Here is a 17,986-nt window from a genome sequence, read left to right as displayed (position 1 = left end):
TTAAAGCTCAGTCTGGCGAAATCTAACTTTCGGCAACCTCAATTAAGTCAAATTTCGTTTCACTGTCACCTTTAACCATAACCTGACATTGCCCCCAGCTTTGTGGGATATGCCAAACATGAGCCTCGGCTACGGTGAACTTTTCTCGGTGGGAGTCACAGCGAACTTCCACCGTATCAAGTTCGCCTTGTATGTTATTAAAAGCAAACTTGTTTCTCACCAGCGTGTGGAACCATTGCCCGTTGTTCCCCATGTTCACAGGTACCTGGAGATTCTTTTCAGACGCAATAAATGTTTCAATCTGATTTATTATGGAAGCAGTTTCTTCGATACGCTTTTGTTGATCCTCCATTTCTTGAAGCCTGCTGTAAGACTTTAAGGCATCTGCAAAATACCCCCGCTGCGTATCTAGAAGGACTTTTCTTTGAAGCACGTAAGCCACGTAGTCATCATCGAACACCGCATTGTCAAGGCGCTTTTGTCCATTGCTAGCAAGCAACCGCGTTAAGCTTGTCGCTTCTCTTTCGATGTCACCTTTAGCACCTGCAATCTGTGACTCCAAGTTGAGTAACCACGCATTCTCGTACCGATTTAACGTATCCCAGCTTAATAACTCTTTGAGAGCTTCATCTGCCGCCTCTACTTCTCCGGCGTTAAATATTTCATCTACGTTTTTATAGGCTTTAATAAACTTACGGGTGGCGCCTGTTTTTCCGGCTAACGCGAAGTCCATTTGAACGGCTTGGTGACACTGTTGAGTAGGTTCACCGTTTTTTATTGCAGGGTCATACTGCCACTTCTTAACCGCTGATAGTGCACTGCGCTTGAAAGAGGGGCTTCCGAAGAAGTCTTCGACGACAGGGTCTTTCACTCTGCCTTCCTCATCAATAACATAGCTCAGCCTAACCCAGCCTTCACGGCCTTTTCTCGCTGCAGAAGAAGGATATCTAGGGTCAACGCGCTCTAACGGGGTCGCGGGTTTAAATGCACTTATCCGCTCCACTTCGTTAGTCTTGGCTTCTGCTAATGCTTTCTCTTCAACTTCATCACAGGGAATGCTCAACTCTTGTGCAGTTGCGCCAGCCATATAACCAGAAGTGAGTAAAACAGCTACCATAAAGGCGAGCGGTTTTTGCTCAGCCTCGTGCCGGTTCATTGATAGGGGTGCTGGTAGGCTTTTACGTCGTTTAGCTTTTTTCAATATCGCTTTAAACATAACTATCATCCTTAATAACGGTTTAGGCCTTTGTTGCAATATAGGTTATTTTTTCCTCGATGATTTTTCAAGTGACGCATCGGGAACATTTTTAATCATCATCTGCTCCTTACGCTTTGTCATCATCTTCGCTAACCGACGCATACTCACTGTTGTATCTTTTTCGTCTACAATATCTACGCCCAATAAGCGTTCAAGCAAATCTTCTAAGGTTAAAACGCCTTCTAAGCCACCGTACTCATCTACTACCAACAACATGTGTACATGCTTATTAATGAAGTGCTCAAAAGTTACCGATAAAGGCATGGTGTTTAATACTGTGACCAAGTCTTTGGCGTATTCAGAAAGCGGCTTATCAGTGTTACCTCTCGCCTGCGCGACCAACAAGTCAGAGCGCATTACGTAGCCAGTAATGTTCTCTGAGTCACTATCTTCAAATACAGGTATACGTGAAAACTCAATATTGGCGTGTTTATGGAAAAACGCTTCCACCGTCATCGACTCTGATACTTTAAATAGCGCCGTTCGGTGGGTAATAGCATCTTTAACTCTAAGCTCGTGCAAGCTTAATAAGCTCTGCAAAAACGCCGCTTCATGATTAGCTAACTGCCCTTCCTGCCCTGACAACTCTGCCATGGCATGAAGTTCACTGCGGCTCAATCCGCGAAGTGGGCTGTCTTCCTTGAATCCTTTAGTCATGAGCTCAGACATTTTAACGAACGGCATAAGCACGATTGAAAGGTATTTGAGAAAGTATGCCGTTACAGGGGCAAGTGTTCGCCAATAAGTAGCGCCAAGCGTCTTTGGAATAATCTCTGAAAAAATTAGAATAAGCAGAGTAAGGACAGCTGAAATAACACCTAAATAGGCGTCGCCGAATACGGCCGCTGCTTGCGCACCTGCGCCGGCAGCCCCCATGGTATGGGCAATGGTGTTCAGCGTTAAAATAGCAGATAGCGGGGTGTTGATATTATCGGTTTGCTTACGCAATAGCCCACCACTAGCTTTGCCCTCTTTTTCTAGAACAGAGATATACGCTGACGAAACGCTCAGAATTACAGCCTCTGCGATTGAGCACAAAAAAGAAAAGCCCAGTGCAATGAAGACGTACACAATAAGTAAAAGCATGTAATTATTCCAAGCGTCCCTGTAGGTTTAAACGCGTTTTAATTTAAAGAAGTTGAGCGACTATTATGGATAATAGAGCGGGATATACAAGCGCTCTGTAAATAACATTCGAGCGCTTGAATGAGGAGTAGCAACTGCAGCGTTAAACCTAACCACAGCATGCCGAGTGCTGTTCGTGATTATGGCGATATTGCTGAAGCTTTTTCACACCCAGCCTTAACATCAATCCCGCCAGCAAAATTGCACACAAAGCATAGATTATTTGAACACCTGCGCCGTGCTCATGAACGTGGCTGGCTGTTTTGATCATCGAAGATAGAGAAAACGAGGACACTAGGTAGTTTAGCGCGTAACCAAAGCCTATGCTTGCCGAGATAACGCTGAACAAATAAAGCGCAAGAGTTCGCGTACCCATTTCTTGTTTAATCATGCCCATAGTAGACACATTAGTGGCAGGGCCTGCCATCAAAAACACAAGCACGGCACCAGGAGATAACCCTGCAGCCAAAAAGCCAACCGCAAGCGGTGTAGACGCGGTAGCGCATATGTACATAGGAATACCAATAAGTGCCATAACAAGCATAGCGACCACACCATCTCCCCACTGGGTAAGAAAGTCGGTGGGCACCCAAGTTTTAATGGCGGCGGCGAGGGCTAAACCAATAAGTAGCCACACCACAATATCTTCTAGCAGCTTGCCACTTGCATAAGACAATACCTTAGCCACCTGAGATGATTTGCGCGGTAGATTATGATCATGCTGGCCAGCACGGTGATCGTGCTGATGGGCAGACTCGCTGTCACAGCATTGGGTCTTACCCTCTGGTTTCTTCACAACCTCTGGCTCTGCTTTACTGCTGCAACACGATGAAGTGGCTGAAGCAGCTACAGGTTCACTCTGCACTGCTAGCTCGCTGCGCTCCGCAAAAAAGCGTACCATCAAACCTGCGTAGATTGCACTTATGATTGCTGCAATAGGTCTCACGATAGCGTACAAAGGCCCCAACAAAGCGTAGGAAACTGACACACTATCTACACCCGTTTCTGGTGTGGACACTAAAAAAGATATCGTTGAAGACTTAGATGCGCCGCTTCGGCGTAAACCGAGTGCTGCCGGAATAACGCCACATGAACAAAGTGGTAAAGGCGCGCCGATAATAGCAGCTTTGCTAATAGAGCCAAATGATGCGCTACCCATATGCTTTTCTAAAAAAGATACAGGCACTAGCTCATGCATCACTCCTGCGACCAGTAAACCCAATAGCAGCCATGGTGCTGATTCCATGAATAGCGCTAGAAAGTTTTGCCCTAGTAAAATGATATCTGACACATAGCCTCTCTTGTAACCTTGCCTTAAGCTTCAATGCTCGTAAGCATATCCTGCTTGCAGACAAAGTCACCTTGTATTGAACACTAGAGATAGTAACAGATATAAGGTGTCACAGAAAATCAACAAAACTGATTAGGTTGATTGTAGAGGCATAAAAATGGCCAGTACAAATGTACTGGCCGAATGTTGACTGTCTCGTGAGTGTGCTTTTTAAACTCAGAGGTCAACCATGAAAAATCGGATAATTGTTCAGTTAATCATTAAGGTGCTTATTCTTGTGTAGCCTTATGTTGCTTCTCTTTTTTAAGCTTAGACACTACAGAGAAAGCTTCGAGCATTACGAGTACTGAAACCACCAGCACTACTGCGTCTAAGAAGACCAACAGATAGTTTCCTTCTACGTAGTACTCTTTAAGCTTTATCAGGCCAGCAAAGAAAGCCATGATAAGCACAAACACCATTGGAATGAGCGTATATTTCGCTGGTCGGCCTAATTTAATCAGCATCACCGAGATTACTAACAGGGTTAAACTGGCTAGTATCTGGTTAGTAGAGCCAAATAAAGGCCAAATAATCATACCGCCACTGCCTGACGCACCACCTGCGCCAAATGCGAGTAGCAAACAGCAGCCCACCGCCACAAGCGTCGCTACTACGCCGTTTTTCAGTGCTCCAATAGAATAGATATCGCCCCATTCCTGTATGATGTAGCGCTGTAACCTTACGCCTGAATCCATAGTAGTGCCTGCGAACAGGACAACCATTACCGCAAGGATCGTTGAAGAGAAATCTACTGGCAATCCCCAGCCCTGTTGAATAAGATTCGCACCACCTGTGATAAATGCACCGACACTTCCAGCGCCTAAGTGGCTATAGACTTCGTGCCATTCTTCAGGTGACGCAGCGAACGCTACACCGCTAACCGCGACAATAGTAATAAGCGCAAGTGAACCTTCGCCCACGGCGCCAAGGTAACCTACGAAGCGTGCGTCTGTTTCTTTATCAAGCTGCTTGGAACTAGTACCTGATGACACTATGCCGTGGAAGCCAGAAACCGCACCACATGCAATGGTAACGAACAGCAATGGAATCAGGCTTGGTGAATCTACCGCCGTTTGCGTGTTAAACGCTGGCGCAGTGATGTCTGGCATAGCAAAGAATACCGCACCGTAAAGCAAAAATAGGCCCACTAATAGCTGCATGCCGTTAATGAAGTCACGTGGTTGAAGCAACATCCAAACTGGTAGTAATGATGCAATGGCAGCGTAAACGAAAAGAATGATAATCCAATTTGCTTTATCGGCTAAACCAAACATGGTTTCCGGTAGACTCAGTGGAATATAACTGCCTGCATAGACCGATGCGTAAAGCACGATAATACCGACAAGACACAAAGGAATAAGACTGAAGTTACGCTTTAGTAGCTGACCAATAACTAATGCAACGGCAATCGCCATCCACGCAGGGAAAACCGCATTAGGTTGGGAAACAAAGGAATTAGCGATAACCACGCCGAAAACGGCATTAACCATTAAAAGTACTAGGAAAATCACTATCATAAAGAGTGAGCGGGAGCGTTTACCAATAACACTCTCAGAGAGCGCTCCCATGGATTTCCCTTTGTGGCGAGCGCTGGCCCATAAGGCGCCCATATCGTGCACACCAGCAAACAAAATTGTTCCAAATACCACCCACAGAACAGCGGGTACCCAGCCCCAATAAACGGCAATTGCGGGGCCTACAATCGGCGCAGCTCCGGCTACCGAGGTAAAATGGTGACCCCATAACACTACTTTATTGGTGGGAACAAAGTCGACACCATCTTGCATGGTATGGGCGGGGGTTACAAAACTATCATCCAACTTGAATATACGGTTCGCAATAAACTTCGAATATACGAACCAACCAAGCAACATTCCAATGATGCCCAGTATCACTATGGCAATAGACTGCATTTTACTATCCTAATATTGTTTTTATAAGATCTCATAAGCTTCGCTGTATATCGAAGCTTAAAAACCCGAGTCTGTCTTTTAACATTAAACCATTTGTCGCCATGGTTTAGCGCCATTGTAAGACTAAAGTCTAACTCTGGCGTAGTTTTTTACGACTCTTCATACCACTTAGCGTTTCTTGATTATAGGCAGCGCTACGGAAGAGAGAAAAATAACGCTGTTAATCTAAAATTTTCTATCAAACAGGTAAACAGCGCTTTAAATAAGATGCATTCTCGTTTATAAATACGCCTCTTTTTATCTGTAGGCAGAACAATGGCATCACCTAAATTTCACATGGCTTTTCGCAAATATCACCGTTGGCTTGGTTTTTTTCTCGCGGGCATAATGGGTGTATACGCTATTAGCGGCATTCTTTTAATATTTCGCCCTACCGATATATTGAAGTATGAACAAGTCCAGACCAGGCAATTTGAAGCAAACCTATCAGGTGAAGAACTGCTGCCTTTGCTTAAAATGAGAGGCAGTAAAGTCACAAGTGAAAACGTAGACAAAATTGTACTTAATGTAGGCCTGTACAATAAAGCTACGGGTGAAGCCACTATCACCAAAAAAGACTATCCTATCGTTCTGTCTAAAATGGTTAAGCTTCACAAAGCGACGAATAACAGTCCTCTTTTTTGGCTCAATATAAGCTTTGGCGTAGGCTTGTTATTTTTTGTTATTTCCGCGTTTTTGATGTTTGTTCCTAAACTGCCTATGTTCAAGAACGGGCTAAAAATAGCTGGTATCGGAGCTATCGTTACCGTGTTAACCGTAATTTTTGGCTCGTAATTTTTACCTCGAACCTTTTGTTTCGAAATATTTGTTTAGTTAAGTCTGTGTTATGGCGCTTTTAGTGCGCATACTTAACGGTATGCGCACTAAACTGATTAGATAGCAGAGAGAAAAAAGGATTTCATCGACCTGTAAGTGGTCTCCGACTCTGGGGTTTTATAAAAAATCAAATATTCGGCATGGGATAGCCCTTCAAAGATTTCTATTTGCGCAACACCTCCACTATCACGTATTGCACGGCTCACTCTTACCGTATCACTTAAAAACATGTCTCGCGTCCCTGTCACCAGCAAAGTTGGCGGGAATGCTTCAAAAGAACTGTAAAGTGGCGATATAGCAGGGTCTGTTAGTGCTTTTTTGCCAGCATATAGTTTTGCGGCAGCTTCAAGTACCCCATCGTAGGTCACCAACACACCATCTATACCCTCATTTGTAGAAAAGCTATCGCTGGTTTTGGTAAGGTCGGCCCAAGGCGTGCCTGCATACACAGCTTTGGGTAGAGGGCTTTTGCTGCTGATGAGCTACTGGACAAGTGAAAGCACTAGACCACCTCCAGCCGATGTTCCTCCCACAAATACATTTCCCTTACCAGCTCGGTCGAGTAAAGCATTGTAAACTGCAACTACGTCATTCAGTGCAGCGGGAAAAGGAAACGTTGGTGGCATCCTATAGTCAACGCTATACACCACAATACCTAACCGTTCAGCGACTAGCAGCCCTTCTTCGATACTCGGCAAACCGCCAAAAAGCACAAACGCCCCACCATGAATATCAAGATAAACCTTGTCTTTAAATTCAGGAGTAATCGTTCTAGGTGTCAGCTTGCGCACTACCACATCATTTAAATCAATAAGCTCAACATCCACGTTAAGCTCTTTCTTCATTTTTTTAGTCTTTTTCTTTTGCTCGCTATTTCTAGCGTGAACATAGTCTCTCCACGCATCAATGGTACGAGGCGTACTCGCTATTACTTCTTCTTTGGTGAAGTGGGGAAATGCTGAGATGCTTTCTATCAGCGCCTCACTGGCTGCTTGGGGTAATGGTGGCTTATTATTTTGCATAGGGCTTGTAGTAGCTAATGTAGTAGGAGTAAATAACAACGTAAGTACGTACATCAGTAGGTATGTAAATTTCATAATGAATAAACGCCTTACGTAAATGTGTAGCTTTCTATAAGAGTTAAGGTACGTGAACAAAGCTGTAATACCAATCCGCGTAAATGTAAAGCTTAGTCTGATTTGCGGCTTCAATTGCTAGCATTCGCCTAGACCTAGATGCGCCTTTTCTAGGTAGTTTGAAAAAATAGCTCTAAGTACAGGTTATATCTAGATTGCATTTTGCTACGCTAGCTTATAATTTACTCACTACCGTTAAAATGATTACGAATTTTTTAAAAGCGAAGGGATACTAAATCGCACGCTTTAGCTAATAATAAGTACATATATTAGGGATGAAGATGAAAAGCTTTTCTATACACAAACTACTGTTCTCACTAGGACTCGCTGTATCAACAGTAACAACCGTTATTGCCGACGATGATAGCCAAACGTCAGTTTGGAAAGTATCCAATGGGGAAGATGCCGTATATGTAGGTGGCACTATCCATATTTTACCTATCTCTGAATTCCCTCTGCCAAGTGAATTTACCGACGTCTATGAGCAGGCAGACACACTAGTATTCGAAGTCAAAATGCCGGATCCCACAGACATTGAAGGCCAACAGAAAATGATGGCAGGGCTCGCGTATGCAGAAGGCAAGTCGCTTAAAGATGATGTATCAGAAGAAACCTATCAAGCCCTTAATGCTTATTTAGCTAACTTCGGCGCTACTGCTGACCAGTTAGCTCGATTTAAGCCAGGCATGGTTGCATCAATGCTAGTTGCTATGGAAGCACAACGCTCTCAGATGGCCGGGCAAGGGGTAGATGCCTATTTTATGCAGTTGGCGGCACGTGACGGTAAAGCAAGTGAATACTTAGAATCACTAGATTTTCAAATCAACATGCTTGCGAACATGGGCGCGGGTGAAGAAGATCGCCTTATTTCTGAAACGTTAGAAACCTTACCAGAGCTAAAAGACATGCTACAAAGCACTATTAAAGCATGGCGAAACGGTGACACTGATCAAATTGACGAGTTGGTGGTAGACACATTCAAACGTGAATCTCCTACCTCTTATGATGATGTGTTTACCAAGCGTAATCAAAACTGGTTACCTCAAATCGAAGCTATGTTCGGCGATGAAGACCAAGAGTTTGTTTTAGTGGGTGCAGGACATTTAGTGGGTGATGACAGCGTGATTGCCCTATTGGAAGCTAAAGGTTACAAGATAGAACAAATGTAATTCGCCTTTGGCACAGGGTTAACAAAGCTAAAGCTAGGCAAATGCCTAGCTTTTTTATGCTGATTGAGTAGGGAGTGAGTGTATGCCCTCTGAAACCCTACACCGCAGGGATGCGGTGTCGGAGCCGCCATGGATGGGTTTACGGCGTGTTTCTTCCTCTCCGCACAGTCTAAATAGATGTAAAGGGGGAGCTTGTTCAATCTAGAACTCTCAGCTGCATGGAAGCAGCTGCGAAGCCCCCATGGATGGGTTCACGGCGTGTTCTAGATTGAACAAGCGCCGCCTGATGTTTAGGCATAAAAAAAGCGCACCTAAGTGCGCTTTTTTTGGCTTGTGTTGCTAAGTCTAGATTAGTCTAGGATCTTAGATACAACACCAGCACCTACTGTACGACCACCTTCACGGATTGCGAAACGAAGACCTTCTTCCATCGCGATCGGAGCAATTAGCTCAACTTTGAATTTAAGGTTGTCACCAGGCATTACCATTTCTACGCCTTCTGGAAGCTCTACAGCACCAGTTACGTCAGTTGTACGGAAGTAGAACTGTGGACGGTAGCCTTTGAAGAATGGAGTATGACGGCCACCTTCATCTTTAGACAGTACGTATACTTCTGCTTCGAAGTTAACGTGTGGAGTGATTGAACCAGGCTTAGCTAGTACTTGACCACGTTCAACTTCATCACGCTTAGTACCACGTAGAAGAACACCAACGTTCTCACCCGCACGGCCTTCGTCAAGAAGCTTACGGAACATCTCAACACCAGTACAAGTAGTCTTAGTAGTGTCTTTGATACCTACGATTTCTACTTCTTCACCAACCTTGATGATACCTTGCTCAACACGACCTGTTACAACAGTACCACGGCCTGAGATTGAGAATACGTCTTCGATTGGAAGAATGAACGGCTTGTCGATTGCACGCTCTGGCTCTGGGATGTATGAATCAAGCGCTTCACCAAGCTCAATGATTTTCTTTTCCCACTCTGCGTCGCCTTCAAGCGCTTTAAGAGCTGAACCTTGGATAACTGGTAGGTCATCACCTGGGAATTCGTATTCGTTAAGAAGTTCACGAACTTCCATTTCTACTAGCTCTAGAAGCTCTTCATCATCAACCATGTCACACTTGTTCATGAATACGATGATGTAAGGGATACCAACCTGACGACCAAGTAGGATGTGCTCACGAGTCTGAGGCATAGGGCCATCAGTCGCAGCTACTACTAGGATACCACCGTCCATCTGAGCAGCACCAGTGATCATGTTTTTAACGTAATCAGCGTGTCCTGGGCAGTCTACGTGTGCGTAGTGACGAGTAGGAGTGTCATACTCTACGTGTGAAGTAGAGATGGTGATACCACGAGCTTTCTCTTCAGGCGCGTTATCGATTTGATCGAAAGCCTGAGCAGAACCACCGTAAGTCTTTGAAAGAACTGTAGTGATAGCTGCAGTAAGGGTAGTTTTACCGTGGTCAACGTGGCCGATTGTACCCACGTTTACGTGGGGTTTCGTACGTTCAAACTTTTCTTTTGCCATTTTTCTCGTTTCCTAAGTTAAAAGTCCGACCCACCAATAGACCGGACCGAACCTTCATTTAGATTAAATTCTAGATTCAATAATAGCCTGCGCCACATTGTTAGGCGCCTCAGAATAATTGAAGAACTCCATTGAGTATGAAGCACGACCTTGTGTTTGTGAACGCAAATCAGTTGCGTAGCCAAACATTTCTGAAAGCGGCACTTTTGCACGTATTATTTTAACACCTGCTACGCCATCTTCCATACCTTCGATCATGCCGCGGCGACGGTTAATGTCACCAACTACATCACCCATCCAGTCTTCTGGAGTAGTCACTTCAACTTTCATTGTGGGTTCAAGCAACACCGGATTTGCTTCTGCGGCGCCTTTTTTGAAACCCATAGAGCCGGCGATCTTAAACGCCATTTCAGAAGAGTCAACATCGTGGTAAGAGCCATCAAACAAAGTAACCTTTACATCTAGTACTGGGAACCCTGCAAGAACACCACTTCGCATCTGCTCCTGAATTCCTTTATCGACCGCTGGAATGAACTCTTTTGGTACAACACCACCGACGATTTCGTTCACAAATTCGTAGCCTGAACCTTCTTCCTGAGGCTCAATGCGTAACCATACATGACCAAACTGGCCACGACCGCCTGACTGACGAACGAACTTCCCTTCCACTTCAACAGATTTACGAAGGGTTTCGCGATAAGCAACCTGTGGGTTACCTACGTTACATTCAACTTTAAATTCGCGCTTCATGCGGTCGACAATGATGTCAAGGTGAAGTTCACCCATACCTGAGATAATTGTCTGACCCGTCTCGTCATCAGTTTTAACTTTAAACGATGGATCTTCTGCCGCAAGTTTGCCTAAGGCAATACCCATTTTTTCTTGGTCAGCCTGAGATTTAGGCTCTACTGCTATTGAAATAACAGGGTCTGGGAACTCCATACGCTCTAACGTGATAACGTTATTAGGATCGCAAAGCGTATCACCAGTGGTAACATCTTTAAGGCCGATAGCGGCGGCAATGTCACCTGCGCGTACTTCTTTAAGCTCTTCGCGGTCTTTTGCGTGCATTTGCACGATACGCCCGAATCGCTCACGTTTACCTTTTACTGGGTTATATACAGTATCGCCCGTATTAACTACACCTGAGTAACAGCGGAAAAAGGTCAACGTGCCCACAAATGGGTCAGTTGCTATTTTAAATGCTAGTGCTGAGAAAGGCTCATCGTCGCTTGAATGACGCTCTGCTTCAGTCTCGTCTTTATCGTCAAGCACACCTGTAATGGCTTTAACTTCAGTTGGAGACGGTAAATAGTGAATTACAGAGTCTAGTACAGCCTGAACACCTTTGTTTTTGAAGGCACTGCCACAAGTGGCAAGAACAATTTCGTTGTTCAGTGTACGCGTACGAAGGCCTAAACGGATTTCTTCTTCAGTCAGCTCTTCGCCTTCTAAATACTTGTCCATCAGCTCATCAGACGCTTCTGCAGCCGCTTCGATCATCTCGGTACGGTACTGCTCAGCGGTATCAAGATATTCAGCCGGAATGTCTTCATAGGTAAATGTCATACCCATGTCGTCTTCATTCCAGTTGATGGCTTTCATCTTCACAAGGTCGATGACGCCATGGAAATTCTCTTCAGCGCCCATGTTGATTTGAATCGGAACACAGTTTGCGCCTAAACGCTTGCGGATCTGCCCCACAACGCGCTCAAAATCAGCGCCAGCCCGGTCCATTTTATTAACGAACACTAGGCGTGGCACTTCATATTTGTCAGCCTGTCGCCAGACCGTCTCTGATTGAGGTTCTACCCCAGAAGACCCACAGAAAACAACTACTGCACCGTCTAGTACACGTAATGAACGCTCTACTTCAATAGTAAAGTCTACGTGTCCAGGGGTGTCGATGATGTTAATTCTGTGCTGATCGAACTGTTGCTCCATACCAGACCAGAAACAAGTCGTTGCAGCAGACGTGATAGTAATACCACGCTCCTGCTCTTGCTCCATCCAGTCCATGGTAGCAGCACCATCGTGCACTTCACCGATTTTGTGAGACAGCCCTGTATAAAACAGGACTCGCTCTGTGGTCGTGGTTTTACCCGCGTCCACGTGAGCCACAATACCAATATTGCGATAACGCTCAATCGAGGTCTTACGAGGCATAAATCTCTCTCAGTTAAATAACGTTGATTACCAACGGTAGTGAGCAAACGCTTTGTTTGCTTCGGCCATACGGTGAACGTCTTCACGTTTCTTAACCGCTGAACCTTTATTATCTGCTGCGTCTAGCATTTCAGCCGCTAGGCGTTGTGCCATAGACTTTTCGCCACGTTTACGTGCAGCTTCTACCATCCAACGCATACCTAGCGCGTTACGACGAACTGGACGTACTTCAACTGGAACCTGATAAGTTGAACCACCAACACGACGAGACTTAACCTCTACTGTTGGGCGGATGTTATCAAGCGCTTCCTCGAAGATATCTAGGTGTGCTTTGCCGGTTTTTTCAGCAACAATATCAAGCGCACCGTAAACGATTCTTTCAGCGACTGACTTTTTGCCGTCGAGCATTACGACATTCATGAATTTCGCAAGCAGTTGTGAACCAAATTTTGGCTCTGGTAGGATTTTACGTTGACCTACGACTCTTCTTCTTGGCATTTTCTATTCTCCGTATGAATTCAGGGAAAACCCAAAACTCTTAAACTTCAGTTTGGCCTTACTAACGGAGAACCGTTAAGACTTAGGCTTTTTCGCGCCGTACTTAGAACGGGCTTGTCTACGATCGTTTACACCTGCGCAGTCAAGAGTACCGCGAACTGTGTGATAACGAACACCTGGTAGATCTTTAACACGACCACCACGGATAAGTACTACACTGTGCTCTTGTAGGTTGTGACCTTCACCACCGATGTATGAAGAAACTTCAAAACCGTTAGTTAGACGTACACGACATACTTTACGTAGTGCAGAGTTTGGTTTCTTAGGCGTAGTAGTATATACACGAGTACATACACCACGTCTTTGTGGACAAGCTTGTAGAGCAGCTACGTTGCTTTTTTCAACGGGCTTTCTACGCGGCTTGCGCACTAACTGGTTAACTGTTGCCATTAACTAGCTCCTGATTAAAAACTACGAAAACCCAATCACTGCGATTGGGTCCATATTAATGCGATTAATCTATTAATCGCGCTTGTTTGTGAACATTGTGCTCGTCAATATTCACTGAGCGCTGATACGAAAAACCGCGACCGTTTATCGAGCCATTTGATGGCTATCCAAAATCGGGTCGCGGAATATTAAAGATCATCGCTCTGACTGTCAAGGTGTACAAAGCTTAAGCAGTTAATTTATCTGTAATCTGTACAACTTCACTGCCAAATTGTTAGGAGTACGTTAACGTACTCCTATGATCTTGCCTTATTCGGCAGTATCTTCGTCTGCACCTGCATTAAGCGCTTCGGTTAGTGCCTGTTCTGCTTCAGCAGCAGAAACTGACATTTCTTCGATTTGCTCTTTGCGACGTTGTGCACGGCGTTCGTGGTAAGCGAAACCGGTACCCGCTGGAATAAGTCGACCAACGATTACGTTTTCTTTCAGACCGCGTAGGTCATCTTCTTTACCTTGAACCGCAGCTTCAGTTAGAACACGTGTTGTTTCTTGGAACGATGCCGCCGAGATAAATGACTCAGTAGACAGTGACGCTTTAGTGATACCAAGCAGCTGTGTTTCGTACTGCGCAGGGATCTTGCCGTGTTTTTCAATTTCACGGTTAGCCACTTTAACGTTCGATACTTCAACCTGTTCGCCTTCAAGGAACTGCGTATCGCCTGGGTGAGTGATAATACACTTACGTAGCATCTGACGAATAACTACTTCGATGTGCTTATCGTTAATCTTAACACCCTGTAGACGGTATACTTCCTGAACTTCGTTCACGATGTAGTTTGCTACTGCTGAGATACCACGTAGACGTAGGATATCGTGTGGAGACTCTGGACCATCGGCGATAACTTCACCTTTTTCCACTTTCTCACCTTCGAACACGTTAAGCTGACGCCACTTAGGAATCATCTCTTCGTATGCGTCACCTTCAGCAGGTGTGATTACAAGACGCTTCTTACCTTTGGTCTCTTTACCGAAGCCGATAGTACCTGAGATTTCTGCAAGGATTGCAGGCTCTTTAGGCTTACGTGCTTCAAATAGGTCCGCAACGCGCGGTAGACCACCCGTGATATCACGAGTCTTCGAGCTTTCTTGAGGAATACGTGCTAGCACGTCACCTTCGTTAGCCACTTTGCCTTCCGACGCTTCAATTGTGGTAAAGCTTGGAAGACGAATTTCCTGAAGACCGAACTCATCGCTCTCAAGAATTAGCTTAGGCTCTTTAGCGTTAACTTTCGCAAGGTCTTTAACAACGATACGGGTTAGACCAGTAAGCTCGTCTTGCTGCATTTCGGTGTTAGAGTCATCAATGTCTGCAAAGCTAATCTTAGCTGCACGTTCAGTGATGATTGGGTGACTATGCGGATCCCAGTTAGCAACAACGTCGCCAGCTGCAATAGATGCACCGTCATCCACGCTAAGTACAGCACCGTAAGGTACTTTATAGCGCTCTTTCTCACGGCCTTGCTCGTCGATTACAGTAAGCTCTGTTGAACGAGAAACAATAACCACTTTACCTTCAGAGTTACGTACGAACTTCGCGTTGTGTAGCTTAAGGCTACCCGCTGTCTTAACTTGTACGCTGTTCTCAGCAGATGCTCTTGATGCCGCACCACCGATGTGGAACGTACGCATGGTAAGCTGTGTACCTGGTTCACCGATTGACTGTGCTGCAATAACACCAACCGATTCACCGCTACCCACCATGTGACCACGTGCAAGGTCACGACCGTAACACTTAGCACAAACACCGAAGTCGTTGTCACAAGTGATTACCGAGCGAACCATGATTTGGTCAACTGAGTTAGCTTCAAGCATGTCTACTAACGCTTCGTCTAGAAGAACATTACGCTCAACTAGTACTTCGTCAGTACCTGGCTTAAGTACGTCTTCTGCTACCACACGACCTAGTACACGCTCGCGTAGCGGCTCAACAACGTCACCACCTTCGATTAGTGGTGTCATTTGAACACCTTCGAATGTGCCACAGTCGTCGTTTGTAATTACCAAGTCTTGTGCAACGTCTACTAGACGACGTGTTAGGTAACCCGAGTTAGCTGTCTTAAGTGCGGTATCCGCTAGACCTTTACGAGCACCGTGAGTTGAGATGAAGTACTGTAGTACGTTCAGACCTTCACGGAAGTTGGCCGTAATTGGGGTTTCGATGATTGAGCCATCTGGCTTAGCCATCAGACCACGCATACCAGCTAGCTGACGAATCTGAGCGGCACTACCACGAGCACCCGAGTCGGCCATCATGTAAACTGAGTTAAATGATGATTGCTCTTCTTCTTCGCCATCGCGGTTAATTACGATGTCAGTCTTAAGGTTATCCATCATGGCCTTAGCAACTTTTTCGTTGGCATTTGACCAGATATCGATAACTTTGTTGTAACGCTCACCCGCGGTAACAAGACCGTTTTGGAACTGTTCCTGAATTTCAATAACTTCTGCTTCCGCCGCGTCGATAATTTCTTTCTTAGCAGCAGGGATAACCATATCGTCGATACCAACAGACGCACCCGCGATCATCGCGTAGTGGAAACCGGTATACATGATTTGGTCAGCAGCAATTACTGTATCTTTCAGACCTAGCGTACGGTAACAAGCATTCAATAGTTTTGAAATTTGCTTCTTGCCCATCGCTTGGTTGATGATTTCAAATGGCAGACCCTTTGGAAGGATCAATGAGAAAATCGCACGACCAACAGTAGTGTCAGTTAGGGTTACTTTCTCAGTTTTGTTGCCATCTTCATCGATGTCATATTCAGTAATACGTACTTTAACGCGAGAGTGAAGCTCAGCATTACCTGTACGGTATGCTTTTTCTGCTTCATTCGGGCTGGTAAATACCATGCCTTCGCCTAAGCCGTTTACTTTGTCACGCGTTAGGTAATAAAGACCTAATACAACGTCCTGTGAAGGTACGATGATTGGCTCACCGTTCGCTGGTGACAGGATGTTGTTCGTTGACATCATAAGTGCACGTGCTTCTAGCTGTGCTTCGATTGTCAACGGTACGTGTACCGCCATTTGGTCACCATCGAAGTCGGCGTTGTACGCCGCACACACTAGCGGGTGAAGCTGAATCGCTTTACCTTCGATTAGTGTAGGTTCGAATGCTTGGATACCCAAACGGTGAAGTGTAGGTGCACGGTTAAGTAGTACCGGGTGTTCGCGGATAACGTCGTCTAGTACGTCCCAAACCTCTGGTGCTTCGCGCTCTACTAGCTTCTTAGCTGCTTTGATTGTTGTTGCAAGACCACGACCTTCAAGCTTACCGTAGATAAACGGCTTGAATAGCTCAAGTGCCATCTTCTTAGGAAGACCACACTGGTGAAGACGTAGCGTAGGACCAACGGTAATTACAGAACGGCCTGAGTAGTCAACACGCTTACCAAGAAGGTTTTGACGGAAACGACCTTGCTTACCTTTGATCATGTCTGCAAGCGACTTAAGTGGACGCTTGTTAGAACCGGTAATCGCACGACCACGACGTCCGTTATCTAGAAGCGCATCTACAGACTCTTGAAGCATACGCTTTTCGTTGCGTACGATAATGTCTGGAGCAGCTAGGTCTAGAAGACGCTTAAGACGGTTGTTACGGTTGATTACACGACGGTATAGGTCGTTAAGGTCAGACGTTGCAAAACGGCCGCCATCTAGTGGTACTAGAGGACGTAAATCTGGTGGAAGTACCGGAAGAACCGTCATAATCATCCACTCTGGCTTGTTGCCAGATTGTTGGAATGACTCAAGCAATTTAAGACGCTTAGTAATCTTCTTACGCTTGGTTTCAGAGTTGATTGAAGGCAGTTCTTCACGCATAGCCGCAACATCTGCGTCTACGTCTAGTACTGTTAGAAGATCGAATACTGCTTCAGCACCCATCTTCGCTTCAAACTCGTCACCGTGCTCTTCAAGTGCATCCAAGTACTCTTCTTCGTTAAGAAGTTGGCTGCGCTCAAGTGTAGTCATACCTGGCTCTGTAACCACGTATGATTCAAAGTAAAGTACACGTTCAATATCACGAAGTGTCATATCAAGCATAAGGCCGATACGAGACGGTAGTGATTTAAGGAACCAAATGTGTGCAACCGGGCTAGCTAGCTCGATGTGACCCATACGCTCACGACGTACTTTAGTCAGTGTAACTTCAACGCCACACTTCTCACAGATAACACCACGGTGCTTAAGGCGCTTGTACTTACCGCAAAGACACTCGTAGTCTTTAACCGGACCAAAGATACGCGCACAGAACAGACCGTCACGCTCAGGCTTGAACGTACGGTAGTTAATTGTTTCAGGCTTTTTAACTTCACCGAATGACCATGAACGAATCATGTCAGGTGAAGACAGACCGATTCGAATATTATCGAATTCTTCGGTCTTGTTTTGTTGCTTTAGAAACTTTAATAAGTCTTTCACATTACTCTCCCAGCGGAGTCAGTCTCTAGAACCCGGCGCAAGCGC

The 17,986-nt window shown here is 45.4% G+C and carries 11 protein-coding genes and 1 pseudogene; 2 read left to right on the top strand and 10 right to left on the bottom strand.

Translation table 11 applies throughout. The features are described 5' to 3' along the window. Positions 1–22: 22 nt before the first annotated feature. The 4 genes from ACYX4N_RS03515 to ACYX4N_RS03500 form a co-directional block, all read right to left on the bottom strand. Positions 23–1,216: an energy transducer TonB gene (locus tag ACYX4N_RS03515; protein WP_476055624.1), complete on the bottom strand. Its 1,194-nt coding sequence runs from the start codon at positions 1,214–1,216 to the stop codon at positions 23–25. A gap of 45 nt (positions 1,217–1,261) precedes the next feature. Further along, positions 1,262–2,344, bottom strand: coding sequence for a CNNM domain-containing protein (locus ACYX4N_RS03510; RefSeq protein WP_476055623.1), 1,083 nt, complete (start codon positions 2,342–2,344; stop codon positions 1,262–1,264). Positions 2,345–2,492: 148 nt separating this feature from the next. Beyond that, on the bottom strand, positions 2,493–3,674 hold the full coding sequence (locus ACYX4N_RS03505) for an SO_0444 family Cu/Zn efflux transporter (RefSeq protein WP_476055622.1): 1,182 nt from the start codon (positions 3,672–3,674) through the stop codon (positions 2,493–2,495). A 269-nt stretch (positions 3,675–3,943) separates the two neighbouring features. After that, the gene (locus tag ACYX4N_RS03500; RefSeq protein ID WP_476055621.1) at positions 3,944–5,629 is read right to left on the bottom strand and encodes a carbon starvation CstA family protein; all 1,686 of its coding nucleotides are present in this window, start codon (positions 5,627–5,629) and stop codon (positions 3,944–3,946) included. Between the two features lie 315 nt (positions 5,630–5,944). Between ACYX4N_RS03500 and ACYX4N_RS03495 the strand changes: the two genes are divergently transcribed. Then, positions 5,945–6,463, top strand: coding sequence for a hypothetical protein (locus tag ACYX4N_RS03495; protein ID WP_476055620.1), 519 nt, complete (start codon positions 5,945–5,947; stop codon positions 6,461–6,463). Positions 6,464–6,561: 98 nt separating this feature from the next. Here ACYX4N_RS03495 and ACYX4N_RS03490 read toward each other — a convergent pair. Continuing rightward, positions 6,562–7,527, bottom strand: a pseudogene (locus ACYX4N_RS03490) (alpha/beta hydrolase). 395 nt (positions 7,528–7,922) lie between these two features. On the opposite strand from ACYX4N_RS03490, the gene ACYX4N_RS03485 reads away from it, so the two are divergent. After that, entirely contained in the window at positions 7,923–8,810 is an 888-nt protein-coding gene (locus ACYX4N_RS03485) for a TraB/GumN family protein (RefSeq protein WP_476055619.1), read from the top strand. A 350-nt stretch (positions 8,811–9,160) separates the two neighbouring features. Here ACYX4N_RS03485 and tuf read toward each other — a convergent pair whose 3' ends face one another. The 5 genes from tuf to rpoC form a co-directional block, all read right to left on the bottom strand. Next, positions 9,161–10,345, bottom strand: a complete 1,185-nt coding sequence (tuf, locus tag ACYX4N_RS03480) for an elongation factor Tu (protein WP_012519826.1) — start codon at positions 10,343–10,345, stop codon at positions 9,161–9,163. Between the two features lie 63 nt (positions 10,346–10,408). Continuing rightward, a complete protein-coding gene (fusA, locus tag ACYX4N_RS03475; protein ID WP_474804199.1) occupies positions 10,409–12,511 on the bottom strand; it encodes an elongation factor G in 2,103 nt (700 codons plus the stop codon). A 27-nt stretch (positions 12,512–12,538) separates the two neighbouring features. Then, complete coding sequence (rpsG, locus tag ACYX4N_RS03470; protein ID WP_014980519.1) at positions 12,539–13,009, bottom strand: 30S ribosomal protein S7; 471 nt, start codon at positions 13,007–13,009, stop codon at positions 12,539–12,541. A gap of 75 nt (positions 13,010–13,084) precedes the next feature. Next, positions 13,085–13,459, bottom strand: a complete 375-nt coding sequence (gene rpsL, locus ACYX4N_RS03465; protein WP_025257518.1) for a 30S ribosomal protein S12 — start codon at positions 13,457–13,459, stop codon at positions 13,085–13,087. A gap of 309 nt (positions 13,460–13,768) precedes the next feature. After that, the gene (gene rpoC / locus ACYX4N_RS03460; protein WP_179984806.1) at positions 13,769–17,941 is read right to left on the bottom strand and encodes a DNA-directed RNA polymerase subunit beta'; all 4,173 of its coding nucleotides are present in this window, start codon (positions 17,939–17,941) and stop codon (positions 13,769–13,771) included. Positions 17,942–17,986 lie beyond the last annotated feature (45 nt).

Source organism: Alteromonas sp. ABH4_452 (genome assembly GCF_056311825.1).
This window is presented reverse-complemented; position numbering and strand designations above follow the sequence as displayed.

Bases quoted from the DNA above. Each gene is read 5' to 3' on its own strand.
- ACYX4N_RS03515 (WP_476055624.1), bottom strand. From the start codon at position 1,216: ATGTTTAAAGCGATATTGAAAAAAGCTAAACGACGTAAAAGCCTACCA.
- ACYX4N_RS03510 (WP_476055623.1), bottom strand. From the start codon at position 2,344: ATGCTTTTACTTATTGTGTACGTCTTCATTGCACTGGGCTTTTCTTTT.
- ACYX4N_RS03500 (WP_476055621.1), bottom strand. From the start codon at position 5,629: ATGCAGTCTATTGCCATAGTGATACTGGGCATCATTGGAATGTTGCTT.
- ACYX4N_RS03495 (WP_476055620.1), top strand. From the start codon at position 5,945: ATGGCATCACCTAAATTTCACATGGCTTTTCGCAAATATCACCGTTGG.
- ACYX4N_RS03485 (WP_476055619.1), top strand. From the start codon at position 7,923: ATGAAAAGCTTTTCTATACACAAACTACTGTTCTCACTAGGACTCGCT.
- tuf (WP_012519826.1), bottom strand. From the start codon at position 10,345: ATGGCAAAAGAAAAGTTTGAACGTACGAAACCCCACGTAAACGTGGGT.
- fusA (WP_474804199.1), bottom strand. From the start codon at position 12,511: ATGCCTCGTAAGACCTCGATTGAGCGTTATCGCAATATTGGTATTGTG.
- rpsG (WP_014980519.1), bottom strand. From the start codon at position 13,009: ATGCCAAGAAGAAGAGTCGTAGGTCAACGTAAAATCCTACCAGAGCCA.
- rpsL (WP_025257518.1), bottom strand. From the start codon at position 13,459: ATGGCAACAGTTAACCAGTTAGTGCGCAAGCCGCGTAGAAAGCCCGTT.